The organism is Paenibacillus sp. Soil766 (genome assembly GCF_001428105.1).
Lineage (GTDB): Bacteria > Bacillota > Bacilli > Paenibacillales > NBRC-103111 > Paenibacillus_E.
In genome coordinates this window covers 206,512-231,916 of record NZ_LMSJ01000001.1, presented here as the reverse complement: position 1 = coordinate 231,916, position 25,405 = coordinate 206,512, and the positions used below count along the sequence as shown (strand labels likewise).

Below are 25,405 nucleotides of genomic sequence, written 5' to 3'. Positions count from 1 at the left end.
CGTAAATGTCACTTTGCGTCTTTTTTTTTGCAAGTGCAAACAATTTTCCTTTCTGTCCGAGAATAGTCTCTGTAATTATTTACCTAGAATTCGTAGAATGAAATTAAGGAAATGATACCGCTTCCAACGAGGTGTCACCTCCAATAGATACGTTACTTTAATCAAACCTAGGAGGTCAACAAATGGTAAGAACAGTAAAGGTATTAGGCACTTCTCTTCTGGCAAGTATGCTTCTCGTCTCAGCAGGGTGCAGTACAAAGGAAGAATCCCAACCTTCAGTAACACCTGGAACTTCCTCAGCTCCGGCAACAACGACGCCAAATAAGGCTGGGAGTGATAAGAAGGTAAAACTGAGAGTTGTAACCATTACAACGGATGAGAATCGCAATAACATCATGGAAAAGCATATTAAACCGAACGTTGCTAAGGCGTTTCCAAACGTAGAAATTGAATTTGAGCCAGGCGGCGGCGGCGAAGATATGGCGAATAAATTGAAAACGTTTAACGCTGCAGGTGATATGCCTGATGTATTCTGGAATGACGCGGGTTACTTTACTCCATTAAACAGTACCGGCAGCATTATGGATTTAACCTCAGCGATCACCAAGGACGGGTTTCTAGGCAAATACGCTGTACCTGATGCATTGAAACATGTTGACGGAAAGATCTACAGCTTGTCTTCTGGAGCAGATACGTATTTCACACCGGTTATTTTCTACCATAAGGACATGTTCGATCAAGCGGGCGTACAAGTGCCGAAGACCTTTGACGAATTTATCGAAGTATCGAAAAAGCTAAAAAGCAAGGGCATGGTGCCTGCTGTTACCCCTGGTAAAGATGGTTGGGGACCGAAGTTATTCCTGCTTCAACAGATGATTCAAATTGGTGATCCGCAAGCGATGGCAGACCTTGTGAGCAATAAAACAGACTTCAATAATCCAGCAGTTAAGGCTGGGGTGTCTCGCATTGAGAAGATGGTTAAGGAAGGCGTCTTTCCGGAAGGAATTGCTAACCTAGATTATGGTCCAGCCAACGAAATGTTTACTTCTAAGAAAGTTGCTATGTATATGATGTTTACTTGGGAACTTCCAAATTTAGCGAAAGATGATACAGTCGATTTCTTCCCGTTCCCAAGTGCTAGCGACAAATACGACCCAAATAAGCACGTTCAGTTCTGGGGATCTCCACTAAATGGTTATGCCGTTAGTGCAAAAAGTAAGTATCCTGAAGAAGCGGTGAAACTGGCAGAGTTTCTAGCTATGGCTGACGCTCAATATTTTGAAGCTACGGGTGCACCAATTGCGTTAAAAACAGGCAATACAGTGGCCGAGGCTAAGCCGCTTATGAAGAAATTTGTGAGCTGGTACAATCCTATTCCTACTAAAATTGCCTCACTGGCACTTAACTCATTAGATGCCAAAACTTCAGCAGAGCTTGCAACGCAAGGCGCGAAATTGCTGACGGGTCAATACCCTGCTGACAAGTTTGCTTCGGAAATGGGCAAGATCTGGAGTGAGAATACTTGGTTTAAAAAGTAAATTTGATGTGTTAATGTAGTGAACCGAGGTCCCCTTGGAAGATAAATTCCCGGGGGATTCTATATCAAATCAGACGGTGGAGAGAGCCATGAACAAGTATTACAGTACTAAATTATCCATATTTATATTTTCCGCACCAGCGTTGCTTCTGTTTACTGTTTTTTGCGTGTATCCACTTATTCCTGAAATTTGGATGAGCTTGAATCGTCATGATGGGTTTCGAAATTTAGGGTTTGTTGGATTGGATAACTATAAGGCAATCCTTACTTCTGCTTCTTTCTGGACTGCACATAAGAATACGTATCTCATTGTAGGGATATCAGTACTTTTGGGTTTACCTTTGTCCCTAATGTTTGCTCTATTTATGGATGTTCAAACACCAAAGTTCCGTCGTTTTTTTAAAACTTCTGCCATGCTTCCAGCTATATTATCCGTTACCGTCGTCTCGCAAATGTGGATTTCTTTTTATGAACCAACATGGGGATTGTTTAACAGCATCCTGCGATCGATAGGTCTTGATGCTTGGACGCATTCCTGGCTTACTGAAAAGAACACAGTAATGCCAAGCATCGGATTGACATTTCTATGGCAATATATTGGGTTGAACGCCATGCTTTTCTATACGGGAATCAAGACGATCCCCAAAAATTATTACGAAGCAGCAATCATTGATGGTGCTAGCTTTGCCCAAGTTTGCTTACGAATAACGATTCCGCTACTTCAGGATGTAACTAAATATGTATTAATTTTATCTACATTAGGTTCGATGGCATTCTATTCGCAAGTCCGTGTCATGACAGCTGGTGGTCCGGGAGATCTGTCCAGAACGGTTATTTATCAAATGTATTATGTGGCATTCGAAACGTCTGAATTTGGTAAAGGAACGGCTATTGCGGTTGTATTTATTCTTGAGTGCCTTTTGATCTCCTTCCTTATTCAACGGTTCATCGCCAGAGAGAAACTCGAATTCTAAGGAGGAGACTTTTTTGAAATACTTAAGCCGTGTATTTTGGCTAGTTGTAGGCTGCACGTTTCTGTTTCCCTTATATTGGATGTTTACGATGTCACTGAAGTCCAAAAGTGAAGCTTATAATAATCCTTTCGGTATTCCTCATTCATGGGAATGGATCAACTATCGTGAAGCGTTGTCGAAGTACCATTTCTTTGTTTACTTCGAAAACAGCTTGATTTATACCTTAGGGACTATTGCAATCACGCTTTTGACAGGGAGTATGCTTGCGTATTGTCTGAGCAGAATGCAATGGAGATTCAATTCAGCGGCACTATTGTATGTGTCCTTAGGGTTAATAGTACCTATAGAAGTTGTATTAATTCCATTATTTCAATTAATTAAATGGTTACATCTTAAGGATACCTATTGGGGGCTCATTCTGCCCTATTCCGGATTCGCAATCGCTTCTTGTGTGCTGATGTTGTTTGCATTTCTCCGTTCACTTCCTAAGGAATTAGAGGAAGCCGCATGTATCGATGGGACGAATGTGTATCAGACATTTTTCAAAATCATATTTCCGATAATAACGCCTGCACTTATGACACAATGCGTTCTGTTGTTTATGCGCATCTGGAATGAGTTCCCGCTTGCCTTTATTATTGCCTCTAAAGATCAATTCCGGCCGTTAACTGTCGGTTTGCTAAGTTTTTTCGTCAGCGTCGGTGTTTCAGATTGGGGACTTATTGGTGCAACGATGGTGCTCTCGAGTTTACCTATGATTATCGTATATATGATAGGTAATGAACGAATTGAAAATGCTTTGACGGCAGGAGCTATTTTGAAGTGAGAAGAATAGGCACACTTAGGGAAGTCTTACAGGATAGCTGTCCATAATTAACAACTGCGTTCATTCCATTGGGTGAACGCGTATTTTATTTTATGGCAAACTCGTAAGGAGAACGATGACAACAAAGACAAACATTTGTTCAGAATGCATAAAAGGGTGAGAACTGGGACTCCGATGGGGTGCCGGTTTATAAAGAAAGGAGCTTTCTATGTTATATCGATTTTTCATAAAACATATCGCCTTTTTACATTTACATTCCAGTTTGTCAAGCCTATGATTAATTTATCAAAATGTTTAACACAACTCATGTTTGAAAAGGAGTTTTAACTTATGAAAAAAACAGAATTTATCGAAAATAAGTCACAAGCGTATGAGACTCGTCAAAATTGCCATGGTGGCAAAGGTCCTTTTCAACTAATGGATATTATTCATGCTGTGTCCTCAAGTGATAAGCAGTACATCAAATTCATTCATGATGATATCATCCCGCCAGGTTCTACCTTCGGCTATCACCAACATAACAGCGATGTTCCCATGGAAGAGTGGTATTACTGCATTTCTGGCCACGGAATCATGGAGCTTGATGGCAACCAATACGAGATGTCGGCCGGCGACATCAGCGTCTGCCGTGCAAGCGGCAGTCACGGTCTTATTAATAACGGTCCAGAGGATTTAAGAATTATCGTGATATATGCTTCTGCAATTAAATAACGGGGGGATAAGCTTGAGCAACAGAAAACTTAAAGTAGGTGTTGTCGGATTAACTGTAGGAGCAAGTCATGTTAAAGACTACGCTAGTAGCGACAGCGTTAAAGAAATTGTGTTGTGCGACGTTGATGAATCAAGACTGAAAGAGATAGGCGATAAATATAACATTTCAAAAAAATATACGGATTTCGATAAGATGCTGAAAGAGGAAAATTTGGATACGATTAGCCTCGCAGTTCCTAATTTTTTGCATATGAGGCTTTCCATTCAGGCGATGGAAGCAGGTGTGCATGTGCTGTGTGAAAAACCCATGGCAAGGAATGCGGCAGAGGGGAGAAAAATGCTTGAGGCCTCTCAAAAGTACAACAAGAAGTTGATGATCAACTTCAATCAGCGCTTTCAACACGAGTGCCAAACGTTAAAATCCGTTATCGACGAAGGTAAGCTTGGTGATATCTATTATGTGCGAACACAGTGGCAACGAAGACGAGGAGTACCATGGTGGTATCCGCTTTCATCTGGTAAAGAAGTATGTGGCGGTGGAGCAATCATTGATCTTGGCGTCCATGTGCTTGACCGTGCTATGTGGTTTTGCGGTCATCCAGATCCGGAATGGGTACTTGCAAACACGTTCTGCAAGGTCTCCAAGGACGAGGCTGCGCACAGAGGCATTCAGAATTTCGAGCTTGAAGACATGGGTGTAGCTATGTTTCGTATGACGGGCGGGGTTATGCTTGAATTGGAAGCATCCTGGGCCAGCAATCGAGAGAACGAGGTGATTACAACACGGATTTATGGCTCCAAGGGCGGTGCGGTCCTGCATAAAGTAGTTGGAGATGGGAATGCAGCATGCAATAAGATGTTTTTGGAAATCGGCGGAGAAGTCCATAACATTCCGTTAGAAGATATGAAGATTTCTACGATGCCGAACGTTCGGCAAGCGTTTCTGGATGCCATTATTAATGATGAAGAGGTACCATGCACGCCTCAGCAGGGACTTAAGATCACTCAAATGTTAGATATGGTTTACTTGAGCGCTGAAAAAGGCACTCCGGTAAACTTGAATGATTGATTGATGAAGCATTTCAATGGCGAAATCTGCTTGGAGACACTCCTGTTTTTGACTGAAAAAAACGAGAAAAATTATAAATATCCGAAAAGCCGCAACTGCTCGCAATGTCCGTGATACTGAGAGTAGACATGCGCAACAGAGTTTTGGCAGTTTCCAGTCTGCAGCGCTGCAGATAGGCGTACGGAGTAACGCCGCGTTCCTGTTTAAAAATGCGAATAAAATGGTCTGTCGTAAGAGAAAAGTTCTGGGCAAGCTCGCTCATATCAAATTGCTGCTGTGGATGTTGTTGAAACATGCGACATAGCTCATCAATTTTTATTGTATATGCTCCGGCTGATGTTGGCGTTATATGTTGATATTCCGTAATAAGTGCTTTCAGCCATATTTCCATTTGCGTCAAGTTATTTCTTTCTCCGGCTAAACGAAAGCGATTGAAAAGCTCCAATACAAAATGATATTGATCAAAATGGTGATGCTCAGGCAAGTCATCCAAGATATCCGGATTTCGCAATGTAAAATCTATATAACGTACATCGAGACTGGTATGTTCATTTTGAAAGGCATCGACTTCCTTCTTATAATTAATAAAAAAAACATCACCGACGCTTAATTTGTAGCAGTTCTTACCTAGCATGATTTGACCTTCTCCACCCCAAATACTCCACAGGGTAAACCCTGGATGACAACCAACGGGAACATGCCATTTCCATTCTGGAACGCAGTGCTTCCCGTAATGCATTGATAGGATATCCATACACATCACTCCAGTTATTGAGTATCGATTATTCATAAATAATTGTTTCATTTGTAATCCGAATAGTCAAGTCAAATGATGGGTTGGATAGATACGCAGCAATGTCTCATCATCCCATTTTTCTTCGGCTCAGCGTTAACCGCGTTAAACGCGTTTTTTTGTTTTATTGCATGGGAAGACACTAGTTATATAGAAAGTTCTTACAATCTGATTGTCTGATGGATTTGATCAAAATTTCGCCTGAAGGATGGTTTAGTCTTGCGAGAAATCGTAGGGCTATTTGCTTTTGTATTATGGGGCTTCGTAGGCATCTACTCTTTTAAGAAAGTACAAGAAATCATTGAAAAGTGATATATACGCAAATTTATACCATTGTTAAAATCACTATAGAAAGCGCTTACTTTAACTACCGAAACCGTTTTGAGTTTAAGCACTATAGCGCAGATTATCACACTCAACCTAGAATCAACATTTATGATTAATTACAATCAAAGGAGGAAATTTAATGAAACGAAACAAGGCATTTAAAAGCTGACAAGACTGGAGACGCTTGTTTGCGCTCGTTGCGGTTGTTACCATGCATGCATCTCTGATGGCGATGGGTGCTACTTTGGCTGCGGATCCCGAGGTAGGCACTGGCAATCCGGTCGAGATTATTGAATCCTTTGACAGAGGGCTTTAACAACATGGTTTCTCAGCTAGATATCATGATTAAAGAGATGTATGGGCTCAGGTTACGGGAGAAGGACTCGGAATTGAATGCACTACAAAGTCAGATCAATCCGCATTTTCTGTATAATACACCCATGATTTCGCCTTCGTTATTCCTAACATTAATCATTACCTTAATAGGTTCACTGAAAGTGTTCTCGCAGATCAGTGTTATGACCGATGGGGGTCCTGGAAGTAGTACAAGTGTGCTTGTATATTACATCTATAAGCTAGCCTTCAAAACCTATGATCTTGGTTACGCATCTGCTGTTGCGTTTATCCTCTTCTTCTTAATACTCGTACTTACCATGGTGCAGTGGAACTTCAGAAAAAGGTGGGTGCATCATGAGCAATAAATCCATCCGATTGCTGGGTAATGGCTTAACGTATGTGTTACTAACGATTGTCTCCGCCGTCATTTTGATGCCGTTTGTCTGGATGCTGACCACATCACTTAAGGATCAAACGAAAATATTTATGTTTCCTCCCCAATGGATTCCGAGTCCGATTGTATGGTCCAATTATTCGCAAGTGTTTAAAGTACAGCCCTTATTTGTAACGCATTATGCGAATAGTCTGTACATCGCAATTGTAGTAACAGTTGGAACGGGGATGATGATCCCGAATGAGGTAACGATTATTCCAAACTTTATCTGGTTCTCTCAGCTAGGGCTAGTAAATAATCACTTCCCGTTAATCATCCCACCTATGCTAGGGGCAGGCGGAATCTTCGGCGTGTTCTTGCTTCGACAATTTTATATCACGATTCCTATGGAACTAGATGAAGCGGCTGAAATGGATGGCAGTACCCCGTGGCAAACTTTCTGGCGCATCATGGTGCCAATGGCAACACCAGCATTCGCGACATTATCGATTTTCACCTTTTTACACAGCTGGGAAGATTTTCTCGATCCGTTAATTTACATCAGCTCCTCGAAGTTGTTTACATTACCAATTGCTATGAAGTTATTCACTGATACAGCAGGAACGGATTGGCACTTATTAATGGCAGCATCTGTGATGGCTACCGTTCCACTCCTACTCGTATTTTTCTTCGCTCAGAAGAAATTTATTGATGGGATCGCAACGACAGGCTTGAAATAGAAAAAGTGATGAAGCGCCCGTATGGACTTATGGGGTTACAAATAACCCAGAATTACAAAACAGCAGCAGCCATGGACGAGAAAATAACGTCCTAAACTGCTGCTGTTTTATTGAACAAAAATTCTTGCATGAGTGCAAGGCCAGCGATACGCACCTCGCTAACAAGGAAGTTTTTCCCATATTGGATCCTCCCATAAAGGTTGTATTCGTGTTCTGAACTTTAAATAGTGTAAAATAGTTTCATAACTGTACATTAACAGCTGTAATTCGTAGGGGTAATACCTATATTCTGTGAATTGTAAGCGCATTCTTGATCCGTATAATAAATAGTGTAAGCAAATAAAACATTGACCTATACAAAAATGCATCTTCATGGAGACAATAAGGGAGGATTAGAAACATGGTTAAGAAAATAAAACGTCCTGTTTTAGCAACTTTGGTACCTGTTCTGGCTCTAGGATTAACACTGACAGGCTGCACCGACTCGAAGGATGCGGCAAGCAGCACCTCTTCACCTAGCGGAAGTCAGACAAGTCCTGCAGCAACGAAAAACGACGCGATTAAGCCAGTTACATTATCTGTGTTCATTGGTGGCCCTGGTCAACAGCCGACTCCTGACAACAAGATCTACAAGATGATTAAAGATAAAACTGGCGTTAGCCTAAAAATGGAGTTTCTTGTCGGTGACCTGCAGCAGAAGATGGGCGTTATGATTGCCGGCGGTGATTATGCGGATATTATGTCCGGGGATGATAAACTTATTGCGGCCGGCGCTTTTATTCCCCTCGAGGACCTGATTGAGAAGTACGCACCGAACTTGAAGAAGCACTATGCCTCCGTGTGGAATCAGGCCAAGGATCCTGCAAGCGGTCACCTTTATGCTCTGCCGGCTTACGGCGTGTTCAGTGGTCAAGTTAACGATACTACGTATGGAGGACCAGGCTTTTACCTGCAAAAGGATGTCCTGAAGGAAATGGGTTATCCAACTCCTAAAACGTTGGACGATTATTTCGATATTATTGCGAAATACAAAGCGAAACACCCAGATATGATCGGGTTCGAGACGTTGGCCTTCGACTGGAGAAAATTCCCGTTGCTTAATCCGCCAGAGCATTTAGCTGGTTACCCAAATGACGGTGGTGTTATTGTCGATAACGGGAAAGCGCAAATTTTTGCGGACAAGGATATTGCCAAGACCTATTATAAGAAGCTGAATGAGATCAATGCGCAAGGCTTGATGGATAAGGAAGCACTGGTACAGAACTACGATCAGTACTTAGCTAAAATTGCCAGTGGTCGCGTCATTGGGATGTTCGACCAGCAATGGAATTTTAACGATGGAGAAAATTCTTTGAAATCACAAGGTAAATTCGGCAGCACATACGTCGGGTTCCCGCTCTTATATCCAGGCGCCAAAGAGCACTACCGTGACCGTCCAGTTTTGAACATCAACCGCGGATTCGGGATTTCGACGAAAGCCAAGGATCCGGTTCAAATCATCAAATTCCTTGACACACTAATGACCGAAGATTGGCAGAAGACACTCCAATGGGGTATTCAAGGCGAGGATTATGAGGTGAAGGATGGTAAGTTCTACCGTACGCCTGAACAGCGCGCGAAAGCAGACGATAATACATGGAAGCTAGCGAATAAAGCGGAAGCGTTCTTGGGTGGTCTGCCTAAGATGCAAGGGTCGTATAGTGACGGAAATGCAACTGATGCGGGATCACAGCCACAGGAATTCTTCGACAGCTTGAAGCCGCAGGATCAGGAAGTACTGAAGGCATACAACCATAAGACATGGGCAGAGTTCTTCAAATCACCTGTGGAAAATCCCATATACTACCCAGCGTGGAGTATTGATCTGGTGGATGGTTCACCAGCCAAAGTGGCCAATCAGAAGATGGAAGACCTTGCCGTCAAATATTTGCCAAAAGCTATTATGGTCAAACCGGATGAATTTGAAGGTGTTTGGAAGGAATATGTGGATCAGATTTCCAAAAGCAATTTCAAAGCCATCGAAGATCGTATCAATGAACAAATTAACTGGCGTATTAAGAATTGGAGCAGCAAATAAGAGAATAGAACATGCAGTAGAGTGGGGGAGACTCAGGGTCTTCTCCGCTTTACTTCCTAGGAGGGAATGTCGATGGCCGAGACCATACTGTCCAAAAGACCAAAGAAAAAGCAAAAAATTGATCCGGAAATCGGGGTCGGTTTAAGTTGGAAGACGATCAAAAATCAGAAGCAGTTAATTCTGATGTCGTTTCCCATCGTGATTTATATTCTGATTTTCAATTATGTGCCGATTTGGGGCTGGTTGATGGCGTTCCAGAATTATCGTCCGGCTTTGAAATTATCCAAACAGCAGTGGGTGGGATTGAAGCATTTTAAATTTCTCTTTCAAGATGATACGTTCTTGCAGGTGCTTCGCAACACGCTTGCCATGAGTATGATTAATTTGGTTCTTAGCTTTGCAACAGCCATTATTTTAGCTCTTTTACTGAATGAAATTAAAGCTCGTTTCTGGAAACGGTCCATCCAAACAATTTCTTATCTGCCTCATTTTCTGTCGTGGATCATTGCTGCGGGTATTGTAGCGACTTCCCTATCCGTTGATGATGGTATCGTTAATCAGCTGTTGATGAAGCTGCACATCATTAAGGAACCTGTGATGTGGCTTAGTCAAGGTAAGTATTTTTGGGGGATTGTGGGCTTATCTAATGTATGGAAAGAGGTGGGATGGAATACCATCATTTACCTTGCAGCTATCACCTCGATTGATCCGTCGCTGTATGAGTCTGCCGGAATCGACGGTGCAAACCGTTACCAGAAAATCCTTTACGTCACACTGCCTGGGATCAAGTCGACATTTATCATTCTATTAATCATGAACATCGGACATATTCTGGATGCAGGCTTTGAAATTCAGTACCTGCTCGGCAATGGATTGATCGTCGACTGGTCGCAAACGATTGATATTTTCGTTCTAAAGTACGGGATTGCTCAAGGCAACTATTCGCTGGCCACTGCGGCAGGTATTTTCAAAACAGCTGTGAGTATAATCCTTATTCTAATTGCAAATTCTACCGCCAAACGCTTAGGTGAAGAGCGGTTGATATAAAGGAGAGATGATGATGGGAACAATGACTGCGCGCAGAATTCGGATGGAGCCGATTCTGTTCCATACAATTAACGGCATCTTCATGCTCGTTCTTGCTATAGTAACATTATATCCGTTCCTTCATACACTAACGATTTCATTCAATGAGGGCAATGATGCGCTTCGGGGAGGCATCTATATATGGCCTCGTTCATGGTCATTGCAAAATTATAAAGCGATTTTCCTTTCAGGTACGATTTACCATGCAGCGTGGATTTCAGTCGCTCGTACGATTACAACGACGGTGATAGGTGTATTCCTTACCACCATGTTAGCGTATACACTAGCACAGCCCCACTATCTTTTTCGTAAAATCATCGGTTTAATTTTTGTGTTGACGATGTATTTTAATGCGGGATTAATTCCTAACTACTTTCTAATCAAAAGCCTGGGACTTTTGAATAACTTCTGGGTGTATGTGCTCCCAGGAATGGTGAATGCGTTCAATCTCATTGTCATTCGGACGTATATTCGAACGCTTCCATCAGGCTTGGTGGAGTCTGCGAAAATGGACGGAGCCGGTGATTTCACCATATTTATACGCATCATATTCCCGTTGTGTACGCCTGTACTAGCGACCATCGCCTTGTTTATTGCGGTTGGATCTTGGAATACCTGGTTCGATACGTTCCTGTATGCTTCGTCTGATTTGAAGCTGAGTACACTTCAGTACGAAATGATGAAGCTGCTTGGATCAACGATGAGCAGCAACAACGATCCCGGTCTGATGGCTGGGGCAAACACAAATCAAACGAAGGCCATGGTTACGCCTTCTTCCATACGTGCGGCAATCACGATTGTGGCGGCGGTTCCGATTCTGTTCGTATATCCTTTTCTGCAAAGGTATTTTATCGTCGGTATGAACCTTGGAAGTGTCAAAGAATAAGACTTAGCAAGCGATGATTATCATCATTTCCCGTTTCAGCTCGGTGCTGGGACGGTTTTTGCTTTATTCAAGCTCATCTTATCCTTTATAATAGTTCATATCTACTTTCCGAAGTGAGGTGATTCCCATGTTAAGGGTTATGTTTGCCGATGACGAGCCTTACATGCTAGAGGGACTGCGGACGATGATTGATTGGAATAAACTAGGCTTTGAAGTGTGCGGGGAAGCTTCAGATGGTGAAGATGCATTAACTTTGATGGCGTCGACCTTGCCTCATTTGGTGCTAACGGATGTTCGAATGCCTGTTATAGATGGCTTGGAATTGATTGAACAAGCTTCCTTCCTACACCCTGGTGTGAAATTTATTATTTTGAGTGGGTATGCGGATTTCGAGTATGCTAAAACAGCGATGCGGCATGGTGTCGCCAATTATTTGATGAAACCTTTGATGGAAGCGGAGCTTGTAGCTGCAGTGGAAGCGGTCGCGGTTACGATTCGAGAGCGTATAGCTGCTATCCAGTTCGAAAGCGCTGCTTTGGATTGCTTACGATTGGAAACGATTTCAAAATTGTTACAGGGAGAGAACAGGCAGATATGGATTGAGCAGGCGAGCACCTTGTTGGAGCTTCATGAAGGATCTAGATTCCGCTGCGTTTTGCTTGAACCTGACATTGAAGCTCAAGCTCAGTCGGAGTTGAAGCAGATTATTGCAGATAAGTTCAGGCTTACGCAAGTGAGGATGCTCCCATTTGGCGTAGGGAAAGAACGCCATGGATTCTTGCTGGTCACAGGACCCGAGGAACGCGAACTTTCTACTGCGATGATGACAGAGATCATGACCAGTTTCAGACATGACTGGGGTACAGCGATCTCCTTTTCAATTAGCAGTGAACATAAGGGACCTCAAGCGTTAAAAGAAGCATTTCGTGAGGGGCTTATAGCCGAAATGTGCAAGTTCCCTTCTGGAACTGAAGGGATTTACATCTATCAAGGAGAGTGGTCAGCGGAGACGCTTCCTGCATTTGGTATGACGGAATCCATCCTAGATGCTGTAGGGAGTGGGTGTCCAGAAACAGTGCGAGCCCATGTACACCAGTTATTTGTTGCTTTTTCGAGGCAATCTGTATCTGAATCTTGGATAAGTGCATATTTAGGCAACATTAAGCTTGAAATTCTTAAGACGATTACCCAATTCGGCGGTGATCTTATATGGACTCCAAATTGGTTTCTTCCCACCGTTCCAATGGATATTGGCCTCTTGGAGCGCAAGGTAACACAAGAAATTCTGCAAGCTGCAGAGTGGATTGGTCAGAAGAAAGGCTTAGGGCAAGATGAAGTCGTATCTGCAGCGGGAGACTATATCAAATCACACTATAGGGAAAAGCTGCAGCTGCAGGTTGTTGCAGAGCATTTTAAGCTGAATCCTGCGTATTTTGGCCAGAGGTTTAAGAAGCAAGTTGGACTTACCTTTAATGAATATTTACATGTCGTACGAATTGACGAGGCCAAAAAATTACTTCGCCGTGAAGAAATGAAAATATCCGATGTAGCAGATCGTGTCGGCTACTCGGATTCCGAACAGTTCGTAACCAAGTTCAAGGCACTTACTGGCCTATTACCCTCTGCCTACAAGAAGGGTTAACCAATGACTGACAAGGAGAGCAAATATGAGCCGGAAATGGAAACTGTTGCGTGTTGTTAATGATATTTCCCTGAAGTTCAAGTTTCTGATCATTTACTTGATGTGTGTGCTACTTCCGATATTGTGTATAAACGGCTTATTTTTCTTGCAAGATAGTAAAAATACAGAACGTAGAGAGATGGATAACTTGCGGATTTCTCTGGATAGGGTCGGAAACGAAATCATGCAAATGGTGAACTCAGGTGTCGTGATTGGCAACGCTGTTTCAGCTGATCGTGTATTTAATGAGATGCTCGAATATACGTACTCGGATAATGTTGCTTATTACGAAGAATACGACAGTTACCTCCGAGACAAATTGGGGCAGTATCCGAATATTTATCCCTACATCTCTTGGATTGGCGTATACACATCGAACCCAACGCTATCCAATGGTGGAAGCTACTTTATGCTGAAACCTAATGATTTGAAGAGTGAATGGTATCAGAAGATGAACGCAAATAAAGATAAGGTGACAGTGACCTCTTATATAGATACGAATCCGATGAATCCCGAAGAGAAATTGGTATATGTTAGCATTATTCGGAAGCTGGACAATTTCCCAGACCTCATGAAATTCTCTAAATATCTGCGTATCGATATTCGGATGGATAAGTTGCTGGAGCTGTTCGATAAAGAGCGTAATTACTTGTTAATCAAGCTCGTGGATGAGGAAAATCGGCTTGTTCTTGAATCAGCAGGTACATTTAAAGGAAGTGCCCCTTTGCTCTCGACACTCCCTGTGTCAAAGGCTTCTCAACTGACAGGCTTACCAGCGATGAGTTTTGTCAGTCCTCTCAGTAACGCTAGTTATGTGCTTAACTGGCGGCTGGTCGGAATTCCAGAGGGAAGTCGAATTGCGGAAGAGAGAAGAGGGGTTATCCATTTCTTTATCTGGCTGACGCTCATTAGTACGATTATTCCAACGGTATTGATTTACATCATTATGCACTCTTTCAATTTCCGGGTAAGAAAGCTCTCCAAACATATGCAGTTGGTGAAAAACGAGAGGTTCGAACCCATTACGATGTATGAAGGAAAAGATGAGATCGGTCATCTTCTTCGCAGCTTTAATTTGATGACGGAGAAAATTCGTAATTTAATTAACGACGTGTACAAACTCGAAATTCAAAAAAAGGATTTGGAGCTAGAACGCGTACAGGCCGAGTTGAATTATTTGCAGAGCCAAGTAGATCCTCATTTTCTGTTCAATACGTTAAATGCGATTCTTATTGTATGTAAGAAATATCGTTATGAGCATGTGATTGAAATTATACAAAACTTGTCCCAGATTTTGAGAAGGCTGCTAAGCTGGAAGGAGGATTTGGTGACAGTAGAAGAAGAGCTAAGCTTTACTGAAATGTACCTCCAGATCGAGAAATTCAGATTCCAAGATCGGTTTCACTATGAGTTGTCCGTTGACGACTCTGTTCTATCGTATCGAATCCCGAAGATGAGTATTCAATCGCTCGTGGAGAACTCTTGCAAGCATGGGCTTCAATCGGTGAAAGGGAATCGCAGAATTCGGATATCGGTAGAAAGAGCTGGGATGAACATGCTCATGAAGGTCGAAGATAACGGAATCGGTATGAACAGCGCGAAACTGGATGAAATTGTTCAGAGTCTGAATAAGGGAGAAGACAACGGCAAGAATATCGGACTTCGTAATGTGTACCGACGTTTAAATCTGTTTTATGCGGAACGCTCCTTGTTCCAAATTGAAAGTATCCCCTTCGAGAAAACGAGCGTTACCATACAGATTCCTTTGAGTCTTATTAGGAAACAGGAGGAGACGATTGGACATGTATAAGGTTATCTTCGTGGATGACGAGCCTTTTGCTTTGGAAGGCATAAAGCTTATGGTCGAATGGGAAGAGCTTGGCTTTGAAATCGTAGAAATGTGCGAGAACGGCGAAGAAGCTTTATCCTGCATTGAAGCCTGTAAGCCTGATCTCGTTGTGACAGATATTCGGATGCCGGTAATTGACGGATTAGAATTGATCGATCGGGTGCAAAAGGCAGGCAACGATCCCGTATTCATCATTTTAAGCGGCTATAATGATTTCGAATATGCGCGATCCGCTTTAAGGTATGGGGTAAAGCATTATTTGCTTAAACCGGCTCTGGACAGGGAATGGGAGGCTGTCATTCAATTCGTTACTGAAGAGCTGCAGCACAGAAAACAGCAAAGGCTACGCCATGACCTCTTTACCGACCGTCTAGTACCTACTCTGCTTGCTCAAATGCTTCGGGGAGAAATTTCGGCAACAGACGTAAACGTTGTGGAAATCCTTGATACCTTAGCAACAGGAGATCAGGGCTGGAGGTACATTCATATAGAATGGCTTAGCGGCTCCGTACAAGAGCTGGATGCACGTTACTTCCTTTCCAGAAAAGCTCATACAATTGACTTGTTTGGGAGCCAAGCTGGTCTTGTTATGGAGTCATTCCCTGAGATTGAGAAATGGGCTGGGCAGCTATACGAAGACTTACATGAGCAAGGTTTCGAATGCTGTCTCTCGATAGGACCACGGGTGGAATCCCTCCATCATATAGAAGCTTCGTATTCAGGTGCTCTAGAGACATCAATGCATCATTTCTTTCATATATCCGGTAGTCCACTCGATTATGATAAGATTCATCACAAGCAAATCAGTTATGATCTTCATGGGGTTTCGATCATAGATGATATTCAAAGTGCCCTTGAGGCGCTTCAGGATAAGCGGGTTGAGAACCTGATTACGCAAATGTTTATGATATTGTCAGCTAACAAAACGGCCCGGGAAGTCGTCCATATGCTGGTCATACGTATTGTTTTGAAAAGCGCTGCTGTCATGCGGGAGATGGGGATTGACTCGGAGGCGCTGCCTCGTGTTCGCGATTTTTTGAGAAGGGAGCATCGTTCCCTAAAGGAAGTGGAGGAGTCCCTGCAGGCGTATGTGCAGCAGTATATGAGCCAGCTGAAGCAGCATAAAGAGAAGTTCTCTGGTCATCCCCTTCGAGTTATTGAGCGGTTTATCCAGGATCACTACCGGGAAACGCTGACAATTAAAGATATCGGAGAACGGTTCTTCATGAACCCAGTTTACTTAGGCCAAGCGTTTATGAAGAGGAACGGCGTAGGCATCATTGAGTATATTCATGACCTGCGTATTAACGCGGCGAAGCGTATGCTTTGCGAAACTGATGAGACGATTCGTCTAATTGCGGAGCAGATCGGATATGTTCACTACCATCATTTCCTCAAAGAGTTTGAGAAACGTGTGTCTGACAAGCCCGGTGTATTTAGACAGTTAAGTAAGGTATAGAGGACGTTAAATGAAGGACGTGTATTTCTTTTCTAGAGATACACGTCTATTTGCTATGAGTGCGACTGAAAACATCGCACTAGTTTATCTACGCCATAATTGAGGGGGGATTATTCTTTATTTTGAGTATGTGAAGTCAATTACCTAAGTTGTAGAATGATATTGGAATAAACTTGTAAGCGATTGCAAAAAGAGGAGGATGAAAATGCTTGTGAGAAAACAAATTAATGTATGGATGGCAATCGCGCTGCTGTTTGGAATGCTCTCCCCGCAACTTTTAGTGCCTGTGATGGCATCGGCTGCTGGCAATACGGACGCTTTGTCCCAAAGCTTTGAAGATGGCCAAACTGGCGGTTGGGTTAGGGTATCCTGGATGGGAGACGGAAGCATTGTCGTGACGTCGGCGACAGCCTCCGATGGCTCCAAATCCTTGGCGATGACGAACCGTGCTGCAAGTAATAGCTCCCCGTTCTTGGATTTGACTTCGTATACCCAAGCCGGCCATACGTACGATTTGTCACTGAAGCTTAAAGTCGGAGCAGGAACCGATAATTTCCATATCGCTTCCAATATCGATGCCGCCTCGCTGACCAACAAATATCCTTGGCTGGTAGGAAATAAATCGGTTAGTTCCACCGATTGGACCACTTTTGAACTGAAGGGATACGAGCTTCCAGGTGATACGAAAGCGTTCAAAATATGGGTGGAGTCGGATTCAGCTTCCACCACTATGGAGGACCTCTATATCGATGAAGTGCAGCTAACGGATGTCACGCCGGCTGCACCGATTGATTCGGGAACAGTTGACCAAACTGGAGTCCAATCCTCTTTTGAGGACGGTCAAGGAAATTGGGTACGCAGAAACGGCTCCGGCAATATCGATATATCGACGGCAGACAATCACACCACAAGCGGCTCCAAGAGCTTGCTGACCACGGTATCAGAGCAATATGACGGGCCGTTACTGAACGTCCTTGGCAAGATGTCCAAGGGCTACAAGTACAATTTGTCCACTTGGGTAAAAATGGCTCCAGGACAATCCCCCACAGTATTGCGGCTCTCTGTTCAGAGCGGCGATAGTACATATACGAATGTTTCGTCAAACGTGACGGTAACTTCTGATCAATGGGCACAGTTGACGGGTACTTTTACCGTGGCGGCCACTCCGACCGTAATGAATGCATACGTGGAAGTAGCCAACAAGTACGAAGATGCAAGGTCCTTCTATATGGACGATTTCGATTTGTCCTATGTCGGTCAAGTATCCGGGCCGAAGCCGATTCAGACGGATATTGAACCTTTGAAGGACATCTATGCGGACAACTTCAAAATCGGTGCTGCCGTAACAGGAGATCAGCTTACTTTCGATGTACACACGCTTCTGGACTATCACTACAGCTCCCTCGTGGCAGAGAATGCCACAAAGCCGGGTTCTCTGGAACCGGCAGAAGGGCAATGGAACTGGGCGGAAGCAGACAAGATCGCACAATATGCCAAGGATCACACGATGAATTTCCGGCTGCATACCCTCGCTTGGCATTCGCAGGCTGCGGAATGGATGTTTAAGGATGCGCAGGGCCAGCCGCTTGCGGCTACACCAGAGAATAAACAGTTGGTGCTTGACCGTCTGACGGCTTATATCCAAACCGTTGCGCGTCACTTTAGTTCCATGGAAGTGCCGATCAATGCCGTCGACGTAGTAAACGAAGTCATTGATCCTGGACAGCCAGACGGCATGCGGAAGAGCGAGTGGTATACGCTGACCGGCTTGGATTTCATCCGTACAGCTTTTAGGGTCGCTCGTCAAGAGTTGCCAGACGCTAAACTGTATATCAACGATTACAGTACGCAGGATCCGGTCAAACGTGACTTTTTGTTTAATTTGGTGACAAAGCTGAAAGGCGAGGGAGTTCCAATTGACGGTGTGGGTCATCAAACACACATCAGCATTGGCGGTCCCTCGATCGAGCAAATTTCTGATTCCATACGAAAATTTGGAGAAGCCGGATTCGACAATCAAATAACGGAACTTGATATTTCGGTTTATACCGACAGCAACTCCACCAGCTATGATGAGTCCAGCCTTGTGAAACAAGGCTACCGCTATAAGCAATTGTACCAAGAGCTTGTTAGGCTGGACAATGAGGGCACAAATGCCGCGTCGAACACGCAGGCATACAATCCTGACGGATGGATCAGCAATGTTACGTTATGGGGGATTGCAGATGATCATACCTGGCTTGATAACCAAGGTGCAACCCGTAAAGATGCTCCTTTCCCATTCGATGTGCAGTACCAAGCCAAATATGCTTATTGGGGGATGATTGAAGCAGTAAAGACGTTGACGCCATCCCACCTGCCAATAACCGCTCAGACAGCAAATACAGCGAAAGGTACACCGACTAATGCTTCAGATCCGGTTTGGAAAACAGTTCCTGCATTGAAAACGCAACAATTAGGTAGCCTTCAGGCTGAAGTGAAAACCTTATGGGATGAACAACATGTTTATGCCCGCGTAGCGGTCAAAGACATTACCAAAACGGCAACGGATCAAATAGAACTCTTCGTGGATGATAATGGAATTAAGAAATATACATTCGCACGAAATGATGTTCATATTACGGAAGGAACCGATGGTTATGTGCTGCAAGCAGCAATCCCGATAGCAGGCACATTGGGCAAGCAAGTGAAGTTTGACATTAGAGCATCCGATATGGGGATTAATGATGGTACGGAGCATGGGAGCAACGGCGTTATCGTTTCTTGGAGTGATCCACGGAACACTCAGGACAACGATGTACTGGGTTACGGGATTTTGACTTATATCGATGCGGTAATAGCGGCAAGCGCTTCTTACGGAACTCCTGCAATCGATGGCGAAATGGACAGCAAGTGGGCGAACGCACCAGTTTATACGACTGATGTGATGGTAGAGCAGCATAACAATGCAGTCGCGAAAGCTCAATTGCGTGCCATGTGGGATGAGCATAACCTCTATGTCTATGCCGTTGTGTTAGACAGCAAATTGAGCGATGCCAATGCCAACGCATGGGAGCAGGATTCGATGGAAATATTCGTTGACCAGAACAACGGAAAAACCGATAGCTACCAAGGTGACGATGGTCAATACCGGATCAATTTCAAAAATGTAAAGACTGTTGGCGGCCATGCCACCCAAAATAACTATACATCGGCTACCAAAATTATGGATGGAGGTTACGTTGTAGAAGCAGCTATAGCGCTGGATACGATTACTCCACAAGCTGGAACCGTAATCGGATTCGACTTCCAGGTTAACAATGATCAGGACGGAGGAAGCCGTGACAGCGTATTTTCTTGGAGCGATCCGACAGGGCAATCCTACCAGAACACTTCAAGATTCGGTATTTTGAAGCTTGATCAAGTCCAGGCATCCGACTCGTCGACGTCGCAGACTTCCTCTGTCTCGACCCCAGTGCCGGAAGGGGCAGTTAAGGTGCAGACAGAGACAGGAGGTAAGGTAGAGCATAATGGGGCGGCAGTTGACTTGCCGGCAGGAGCAATAGGCAGTGACATATATGTGAGCATTAAAATCTTGAGCGACACTTCACAGCTGAAACCAGATCCGGATTTGAAGCTGGCTGGAGATGTGTACGAGATTATCAAAGACGTAGCAGGACCATTCCAGAAACCAGTCACGATCACCATTCCGTTCAACACCAACTTGTTGGATGATAGGCATGAACTGGCATTGTACTGGTACAACGAAGAAAACGGCACATGGGTCAAACTGGACGATATTAAGATCGACCGGGAGAAAGGCACCGTTTCCGGCAGTGTGACGCACTTCACCAAGTTTGCAGTATTGGCGGCAGAAAAGTCCGCATCTGTCCAACTTCCGGCCTTGATAGATATTAAAGGACACTGGGCGGAAGCAGGTATCCAAGAACTTGTAAAAGCTGGAGTGATCGACGGCTACCAAGACGGCACATTCCAGCCTGATTCAACCATAACAAGAGCCGAGTTCGTTTCCATGATCGTCAGAGCTCTTCAACTGAACGCTGCAGGCGGAACCGATTTCGCTGATACCGGCAGCCATTGGGCGAAGGACGCCATTGCAACCACATCGGCGCTGGGAATCGTGGATGGCTATGAGGACGGAACCTTCGGCCCGGATAACAACATCACCCGGGAACAAATGGCCGTAATCCTTGTACGTGCCTCACATTTGGCATCTGCCAACGGCGTCTTGGAATATAAGGATAGTGGAGACGTCTCCGCCTGGGCACTAGGGCCGCTTGCGGCTTTGACCACCAAGGGTGTGCTGAACGGCTACCAAGACGGTATGTTGAAGCCGAAGGCTTTCAGTACACGTGGAGAAGCAGCGGTTATCATCATTAGGATTATGGAAGCTCAAAAGGTACATTAACATTACCTGAATGGAATAAGAAAGGCTGTCCGCAGATGGATGACATGTGCGGCAGCTTTGTTTTAGGGCTTCTAGTGCGGAATGGGGCTAACTGGAAAATATACCGAAGGGAGAATGACGATCCATGAGAAGTAAGAACGTGACGGCAGTGCCTGCCGAATATTTTAAGTCAGTTAATGATGAGCTTCAAGGTACGGTTCAGGAAGTTACCTATAAGGTAGGCAACTATATTAATTTGTCTCGACAGTTTGTAACAGATCGGAACATTGATGGCAGTGAAGCAGGAAGAGAGACCATTGTGGGAGATGCCATATTGAAGAAATGCAACGTCTATTTACCTGCGGGATATGACCCAACCGACACCACAGTTAGCTATAATGTATTGTATTTGCTTCATGGCGTAGGTGGGGATCATGATGAATGGTTTAGCAGTAACGGCAAGTCTGACGGGCGTTTTATTATTTGTAATCTATTGGATCATCTGATTGTAAACGGCGATATCGATCTGCTAATCGTCGTATTTCCTAACGGAAGAAGCGCGTACGACTGGACAGATACCTCATTTAATACCGAAGGAACCAATATGCTGGGATTCTATTACTTTGATTATGAGCTGAGATACGATCTGATTCCATTTATAGAATCGAATTACAAAACCTCCGCAGATATAACAGACACCTCCTATGAGGGGATCCTATATAACCGCACCCACAGAGCGATCGCTGGGCTTTCAATGGGGGGGATGCAGACCTTGAATCTGATCCTTGGCGGTTACCGACATGATTCGACGCGAATCACGGGCACAGAGAGTCCCTGGAACAACGGGTTGGATAAGACTGTGCTAGCGCCAGGGATGATAGATCTGTTCGCTTATGTCGGTACTTTTTCAAGTGCTCCTACGTCGAGTGATGGTAAAACTCTTGGACTCAGTCTTGCGTCTTGCATACATAATCTTCATTTGCTATATACCACCTGCGGCGATGCAGATGGAGTAGCAAATGGCAGCTATATAAAATCTATAGATGGGCTTATACATCAATCGGGGAATAATCTTAATCATTTTTATCAAATTCTGATTAAGGATGGTTTTCATGATTTCCATGTTTGGAATCATGGTGCCTTCAATTTTAGTAGATTGATATTTAAAAATTATGATGATCATGTAAGGTCCCATGTTGTGAGCAAAACACTTTGAAAATAGTAGGAGATCACACTTTTTTGTATGAGTTTGTGAAGAAACATAAAAGCACCTCTGGTATTATTGTGTGTTTGCACTCGAATTGCCCTGAAAACTTACATAGGTGGAACCCATATCCAGGCATCCTTGGCATAGCCTCGCTTCTCCCAGTAACCGATATGATCAGTGTCAATAAGCTCGATTCTATTCAGCCATTTCACTGACTTGTAAGCGTACATTTGTGGCACCACCAACCGGACAGGGCCTCCCATTTCTCGGGGAATTGGCCTGCCGTCTAGCATAAGCACGATCATCACGTCCTCCATCCAAGTCTGTTCTATGGTGATGTTGTCCGTATATTCGCCGTCAGTTGAATAAAACTTCACGAGCTTTACGCCATCCTTGACACCTGCGTACTCTAACAGTTGGTTCAGGGGAATGCCCTCCCAGGTGCAGCTGTTGACCGACCAGCCTGTGACACAGTGAAAATCGCTGACTTGTACTTGGCGGGGGAAAGCCAGGAATTCGGTCCAGTTCCATTGAAAAGGCCGATTCACTAAACCGTCGACAGCAAACGTCCACTTCTCTGGGTCGAACTTAGGTATGTCAGTCACGGTATAGATTCTGAAGTTGCCCTTCGCCCCACCTCCCTTTGGAGGCAGCGAATCTGGCAATGGCGTTAGCTTTAGTACATCTGCAGGCATGGACTCCAATTCCTGAAGTGAGGAGAGGTTGGAGTCACCGACTACGGAGGTCAGCCAACGGGTAAACGGGGGCAAGACGGCAGCCGCCATAATCGCCCCTACCCCCACCTTGATGAAGGATCTCCGGGATATATGGCGGAATACCCTTCCTGTAGATGGCTCGTAGGAGCCGAGATCTATGACCTTCAAAGGTTTGTTCGGAGGAGCAGTCACATTCCGAGCATCATCCCTGCCCGCCTTTATTAGCCAACGGCTTCGTGTGAATGAATGGTATAGAGCATATGGAATGCCAATCCATGTCAGCAAATCATGAACTAGTAACGCTGTGTTGTTCCAAGCCGGAGGAAACGACCGGTACCTCCATAAGATAATGCCTGACCCGATCCAGCCTGCCAACAGGACAAGTACTACCATGAGGTTACCCTGCTGGGCTCTGCGGCCGGACAACTGGCGGAGATGTTTTAAGATGGACGGTAGGTAGAGGATGACCACCGCCAAGGATACCAGCCCAACTGCGATATGCAGCTGCTTCACCCAAACCCGGCCTTCTCCTAACAAAGCCCGCATGGGCGGTATATAAAGCAAAATACCACTTACTGCCAGAAACAACGAAATCCAAGCATTAGCAGAATGTAGCTTGCGAAGCTTCTTGCTCAATCCACCCTTTTTCACACCAATCCCCCCTTGTTGCAATTAATACCTATTTGAATCCACTTTCTATTACCATTATAAGTATATTTTATCGAAAGTTGATAGCATTATAATTTGATATAAATTATCACTGATTGACAGCTTCTGACCCTATGTATGCACCAGATTATTGCTTTTTAGGTTATATTTCTACCCTATGCATAATCGGTCTTTTTTATAATAAATCGTGGATCATCCATATATCAATCTAATTACTGAGTTGTTAATATTGTAATAGAAATAAAAACAATAAATGAAATACAGGAGGGGTAACAATGTTTAAATGGAAACGTTCTCTAGCTGTTTTGGCTACAACAACCGCATTGGTTGGATCGCTGGCTGCTTGTGGTGTTAGCGACAAAGGAGCAACAAGCACGATAGCGCCAACTGCTGCACCGACGACAAAGGCAAGCACCGAACCGGTTAAGCTTCGCATTATGTGGTGGGGTGCTCAGAACCGCCATGACGCAACGTTGAAAGCACTTGAATTGTACACCAAGAACAATCCGAACGTAACATTCGAACCTGAATACTCAGGTATGGACGGGTATCTGGATAAATTGTCCACTCAAGCGGCAGCCAACAACGCGCCAGATATCGTACAGCTTGATCCGGGCTGGACGCCAGACTGGGCTGCTCGCAAGCAATTGGCTGAATTAACTCCAGCTGTGGATGTAAGCAAATTCGATACGAAGCTGATGGCAGGCGGGCAATCCGGTGGTAAGCAATACGCTATTCCCCTTGGCTCTGTTGCTTTTGGTATGATCTACGATAAGGCGGCGATGGATAAGCTAAGCATCAAGAATCCCGCAAATGGCTGGAACTGGGACGATTTCTTTGCTCTAGCCAAAGAATCCAAAGCGAAATTACCTAGCGGAACTTATTTCACCAAGGATTACGGCGGCAATTACTTCGTGTACTCAGCCTATCAGTATGCAAAAGGGAAAGGCTCGGTTGTCTCCCAAGATGGCAAATTTAATGTAGATCAAGCTACTTACCTAGAATGGACCAAAAAATTCGAAGAGCTGCGTAAGGATGGACTTGTTCCTCCAGCTGATGTAAACGCCTCTGACAAAGAAAATGATCCTAAATTGGACCTGATGGTTTCAGGGAAAATTCTGGTGCGTTATGCCTTCTCTAATGGCTATGGTACGTATGATAGCTTGAAAAAAGGCGCTTATGCCTTGGTGACTATGCCTCGCGTCTCCGCTCCAGGCGGCTGGTTGAAGCCTTCCATGTACTTGGCTGTTAGTGCAAGTTCCAAGAAGCAAGAGGAAGCCAAGAAGTTTTTAAATTGGTTCGTCAATGATGCTGAAGCAGCTAAAATTTTGGGGACAGTACGTGGATTGCCTGCAAACAAAGACATTTCCGCCCTTCTGCAAGCTAGCTTTAGCGATGCAGACAAGGTCGGTTTGGACCTGCTCCGCGCAACAGAGAAAGACGGCCAAACTTGGGATTCAACAAGCGGCTGGACTAACTTTATTGACAAGGATTGGACTCTGGTTGGCGATCAACTTACCTTTGGCAAAATCACGCCGCAACAAGCCTTTGATCAGCTGAAGTCTGCTTCGAAGTCTTACGAAAAGTAGTCAATGCTAGATGCCCTGGAACAAAAAAATGTTCCGGGGTATCTTTTAATTTTTTGAAGTTTATGGGAGAGTGCAACCAAATGTTTGAGAATGTAGGGGAAGCAATGTTTACA

The 25,405-nt window shown here is 44.3% G+C and carries 19 protein-coding genes; 17 read left to right on the top strand and 2 right to left on the bottom strand.

Going from position 1 to position 25,405, the window contains the following annotated elements; translation table 11 throughout:
- Nucleotides 1–182: 182 nt before the first annotated feature.
- From ASG89_RS00745 to ASG89_RS00725, 5 genes are all read left to right on the top strand, one after another.
- Nucleotides 183–1,538 (top strand): ABC transporter substrate-binding protein, encoded by a 1,356-nt coding sequence (locus ASG89_RS00745; protein ID WP_057308392.1) that lies wholly within the window; start codon nt 183–185, stop codon nt 1,536–1,538.
- Between the two features lie 88 nt (nt 1,539–1,626).
- Nucleotides 1,627–2,511 (top strand): carbohydrate ABC transporter permease, encoded by an 885-nt coding sequence (locus tag ASG89_RS00740; RefSeq protein WP_057308391.1) that lies wholly within the window; start codon nt 1,627–1,629, stop codon nt 2,509–2,511.
- A 13-nt stretch (nt 2,512–2,524) separates the two neighbouring features.
- Nucleotides 2,525–3,337: a carbohydrate ABC transporter permease gene (locus tag ASG89_RS00735; protein ID WP_057308390.1), complete on the top strand. Its 813-nt coding sequence runs from the start codon at nt 2,525–2,527 to the stop codon at nt 3,335–3,337.
- Between the two features lie 330 nt (nt 3,338–3,667).
- Complete coding sequence (locus ASG89_RS00730; RefSeq protein WP_057308389.1) at nt 3,668–4,048, top strand: cupin domain-containing protein; 381 nt, start codon at nt 3,668–3,670, stop codon at nt 4,046–4,048.
- 13 nt (nt 4,049–4,061) lie between these two features.
- A complete protein-coding gene (locus ASG89_RS00725) occupies nt 4,062–5,117 on the top strand; it encodes a Gfo/Idh/MocA family protein (protein WP_057308388.1) in 1,056 nt (351 codons plus the stop codon).
- 13 nt (nt 5,118–5,130) lie between these two features.
- Here ASG89_RS00725 and ASG89_RS00720 read toward each other — a convergent pair whose 3' ends face one another.
- A complete protein-coding gene (locus tag ASG89_RS00720) occupies nt 5,131–5,871 on the bottom strand; it encodes a helix-turn-helix transcriptional regulator (RefSeq protein ID WP_057308387.1) in 741 nt (246 codons plus the stop codon).
- A 550-nt stretch (nt 5,872–6,421) separates the two neighbouring features.
- Here ASG89_RS00720 and ASG89_RS38125 point away from each other — a divergent pair.
- The 11 genes from ASG89_RS38125 (at nt 6,422) to ASG89_RS00670 (ending at nt 22,327) form a co-directional block, all read left to right on the top strand.
- Nucleotides 6,422–6,553, top strand: coding sequence for a hypothetical protein (locus ASG89_RS38125; protein WP_268795566.1), 132 nt, complete (start codon nt 6,422–6,424; stop codon nt 6,551–6,553).
- A gap of 4 nt (nt 6,554–6,557) precedes the next feature.
- Nucleotides 6,558–6,938, top strand: coding sequence for a histidine kinase (locus ASG89_RS00715; RefSeq protein WP_057308386.1), 381 nt, complete (start codon nt 6,558–6,560; stop codon nt 6,936–6,938).
- Nucleotides 6,928–7,686 (top strand): carbohydrate ABC transporter permease, encoded by a 759-nt coding sequence (locus tag ASG89_RS00710; protein ID WP_057308385.1) that lies wholly within the window; start codon nt 6,928–6,930, stop codon nt 7,684–7,686. Before ASG89_RS00715 ends, ASG89_RS00710 begins: the two co-directional genes overlap by 11 nt.
- 400 nt (nt 7,687–8,086) lie before the next feature.
- Nucleotides 8,087–9,763, top strand: coding sequence for a hypothetical protein (locus ASG89_RS00705; protein ID WP_057308384.1), 1,677 nt, complete (start codon nt 8,087–8,089; stop codon nt 9,761–9,763).
- 72 nt (nt 9,764–9,835) lie between these two features.
- Nucleotides 9,836–10,810 carry an ABC transporter permease gene (locus ASG89_RS00700; protein ID WP_057308383.1) on the top strand — a complete coding sequence of 325 codons (975 nt, stop codon included), beginning with the start codon at nt 9,836–9,838 and terminating at the stop codon, nt 10,808–10,810.
- Between the two features lie 7 nt (nt 10,811–10,817).
- Nucleotides 10,818–11,735 (top strand): carbohydrate ABC transporter permease, encoded by a 918-nt coding sequence (locus tag ASG89_RS00695; RefSeq protein WP_235549535.1) that lies wholly within the window; start codon nt 10,818–10,820, stop codon nt 11,733–11,735.
- A 127-nt stretch (nt 11,736–11,862) separates the two neighbouring features.
- A complete protein-coding gene (locus tag ASG89_RS00690) occupies nt 11,863–13,377 on the top strand; it encodes a response regulator transcription factor (protein ID WP_057308382.1) in 1,515 nt (504 codons plus the stop codon).
- A 25-nt stretch (nt 13,378–13,402) separates the two neighbouring features.
- Nucleotides 13,403–15,226: a sensor histidine kinase gene (locus ASG89_RS00685; RefSeq protein ID WP_057308381.1), complete on the top strand. Its 1,824-nt coding sequence runs from the start codon at nt 13,403–13,405 to the stop codon at nt 15,224–15,226.
- Nucleotides 15,219–16,724: a response regulator gene (locus tag ASG89_RS00680; RefSeq protein WP_057308380.1), complete on the top strand. Its 1,506-nt coding sequence runs from the start codon at nt 15,219–15,221 to the stop codon at nt 16,722–16,724. The genes ASG89_RS00685 and ASG89_RS00680 overlap by 8 nt, the downstream gene beginning before the upstream one ends.
- Before the next feature lie 205 nt (nt 16,725–16,929).
- On the top strand, nt 16,930–21,132 hold the full coding sequence (locus tag ASG89_RS00675; RefSeq protein WP_057308379.1) for an endo-1,4-beta-xylanase: 4,203 nt from the start codon (nt 16,930–16,932) through the stop codon (nt 21,130–21,132).
- Between the two features lie 124 nt (nt 21,133–21,256).
- Nucleotides 21,257–22,327: an alpha/beta hydrolase gene (locus tag ASG89_RS00670; RefSeq protein ID WP_057308378.1), complete on the top strand. Its 1,071-nt coding sequence runs from the start codon at nt 21,257–21,259 to the stop codon at nt 22,325–22,327.
- Between the two features lie 98 nt (nt 22,328–22,425).
- On the opposite strand, the gene ASG89_RS00665 is transcribed toward ASG89_RS00670, so the two are convergent.
- Nucleotides 22,426–23,685, bottom strand: coding sequence for a molybdopterin-dependent oxidoreductase (locus ASG89_RS00665; protein WP_235549534.1), 1,260 nt, complete (start codon nt 23,683–23,685; stop codon nt 22,426–22,428).
- A gap of 293 nt (nt 23,686–23,978) precedes the next feature.
- On the opposite strand from ASG89_RS00665, the gene ASG89_RS00660 reads away from it, so the two are divergent.
- Nucleotides 23,979–25,292: an ABC transporter substrate-binding protein gene (locus tag ASG89_RS00660; RefSeq protein ID WP_057308377.1), complete on the top strand. Its 1,314-nt coding sequence runs from the start codon at nt 23,979–23,981 to the stop codon at nt 25,290–25,292.
- Nucleotides 25,293–25,405: the final 113 nt, after the last annotated feature.